Here is a 2,588-nt window from a genome sequence, read left to right on the forward strand (position 1 = left end):
CTCGGCTGCCCGCTTCCGCTGTGCCGGTTATGGTAGGCCGGTTGTTGGCGGTGATGCCGTCCGTGCTGCTGGCGCCGGTGTCTGTCGCCGCCGTCAGCCCGCTGACAGTCGGCGCGATCGGCGCGCTGGTGTCGATGGTGATGGACTTGGCCGTGGATTGGCCGCTGACATTGCCGGCCGCGTCGGTCGCCGTCGCCCGGATGCTGTGATTACCATCGGCCAGGCTGCTGGACAGGCTGTAGTTCCATACCCCGCTGCCATTGGCCGTCTCCGTCCCCACCGCCGTGCCGTCGATATACACCGTCACTCGGCTGCCCGCTTCCGCTGTGCCGGTTATGGTAGGCCGGTTGTTGGCGGTGATGCCGTCCGTGCTGCTGGCGCCGGTGTCTGTCGCCGCCGTCAACCCGCTGACAGTCGGCGCGACCGGCGCGCTGGTGTCGATGGTGATGGACTTGGCCGTGGATTGGCCGCTGACATTGCCGGCCGCGTCGGTCGCCGTCGCCCGGATGCTGTGATTGCCATCGGCCAGGCTGCTGGACAGGCTGTAATTCCATGCGCCGCTGCCATCGGCCGTGGCGGTGCCCACCGCCGTGCCGTCCACATACACTGTCACCGTGCTGTTAGCCTCAGCCGTACCCTGCACTGTCGGAGTATTGTTGTCGGTGAGGCCATCCGTATTGCTGGTGCCGGTATCTGTAGCCGCCGTCAGTCCGCTCACGGTCGGCGCGCTCGGCGCGCTGGTGTCGATAGTCACGCTGTACGCATCGGAAAGCGTGCTGGTGTTGCCTGCCGCGTCTGTCGCCGTGATCCTGACGCCATGATTGCCATCAGGCAAACTGGTGGTCAGGCTATAACTCCACGCGCCGCTGCCATTGGCCGTAGTGGTACCTACCTGGAAGCCATCGACGTATACCGTCACCGTGCTGTTGGCCTCGGCCGAGCCCTGCACCGTCGGCGTGTTGTTGCTGGTGACGCCGTCCGTGCTGCTGGCGCCAGTGTCGGTAGCGGCAGTCAGTCCGCTCACTGTCGGCGCGTTTGGCGCCGCCGTGTCGATGGTAGCGTTGTATGCCGTCGATTGGCTGCTGACGTTGCCCGCCGCGTCGGTCGCAGTCGCCTTGATGCTATGGTTGCCGTCGGCCAGACTGCCGGTGACGTTGTAAGTCCACGCGCCGCTGCCATCCACCGTAGCCGTGCCCACTGCAGAGCCATCGATATACACCGTCACAGTACTGTTGGCTTCCGCCGTGCCTTGCACCGTCGGCGTATTGACACTGGTGATGCCGTCGCTATTGCTGCTGCCGGTATCGGTGGCCGCGTTCAGACCCGTCACTGTCGGCGCACTCGGCACGCTGGTGTCGATCACCGTCGCATAGCCGGTAGACACGCTGCTGTTTACGCTGCCGCTAGTCGCCATCGCGGTGATGGCATGACTGCCGTCGGCCAGACTGGACGTGAAGTTATAGCTCCACGCGCCAGTGCCGCTGGCAGTAGTCGTGCCGACAGAGACCCCATCCACATAGACGGTGACTGTGCTGTTGGCTGTAGCGGTGCCGGTCACCGTCGGCGTATTGTCGCTGGTGACGCCATCCGTGCTGCTGGAGCCCGTATCCGTGCCTGCGGTCAGTCCGCTGACAGTCGGCGTCGGCAATTGCATGGCGATGCTGCGCGTCACCGCCGAGCTGTTTTTTTCTCCATCGTTGACTGCGAAACTAATCACGCGAGTGGACGAATTAGGCGAGCCGGACGTGTCGTTGTACGTCACCGCCTGCAACGCCGCCTGCCATTGCGCGACCGACGCCGTCGAACCACTAGAGGTCAAGGTCAGCACCCCGGTGCCGCTGTTGTAGCTGGCGCTGATGTTGCCGTAGGTGGTGGAATTGTTATTGGTGAACGCCAGCACGTCTTCGCCGCTGTGGAAGTTGCCGGTGATCGATACCGTCGCGCTCGCCAGGGTGGCGTTATCGCGGTCGGACAGCGTGATGCCGCTGTCCACCGCCACCGGTGTCGGCGTGCTGCTAATGGTGTAACTGCCGCTGGCGCCGGATACCGTCGCGATAGGCGTTTGGTCGGTATCCGCCACTGTCACGTTGCGCGTCGACACGTCGCTGGTCTTGGTACCGTCGCTAACCGCGAAACTAACCGTCCGCGTCGCCGTGTTCGGCGTCACCGCGCTGTCGGTATACGTCACCGCCCTCAACGCCGCCTGCCATTGCGCCACCGTCGCCGTCGATCCGCTGGAACTCAGCGTCAGCACGCCGGTGCCGCTGTTATAACTGGCCGTGATATTGCCGTAGGTGGTGGAGTTAGTGTTGCTGAACGCCAGCACGTCTTCGCCGCTATGGAAATTGCCGGTGATCGACACCGTCGCGCTGGCCAGCGTGGTGTTGTCCAGGTCGGACACGACAATGCCGTTATCCACCGCCACGGGCGTGGACGTCACGTTGTCGCCGGCAGTAAATGCGGCGCTGCCATCGCTGGTATTGGCGATCGGAGTTTGGTCTGTATCCGCCACCGTCACCGTCTTGGTCGTCGCCGCGCTGTTCTTGGTGCCATCGTTGACCACGAAGCTGATGGTGCGCGTCGCGCTG

1 protein-coding gene is annotated in these 2,588 nt (G+C 64.2%); it reads right to left on the reverse strand.

From position 1 onward, the window contains the following. Positions 1 to 2,588: Ig-like domain-containing protein (locus C2I19_RS06145; RefSeq protein ID WP_233201118.1), on the reverse strand; the 2,588-nt coding region annotated here is incomplete at both ends.

It is taken from the genome of Chromobacterium alticapitis, from assembly GCF_002924365.1.
Taxonomy (GTDB): Bacteria; Pseudomonadota; Gammaproteobacteria; order Burkholderiales; family Chromobacteriaceae; genus Chromobacterium; species Chromobacterium alticapitis.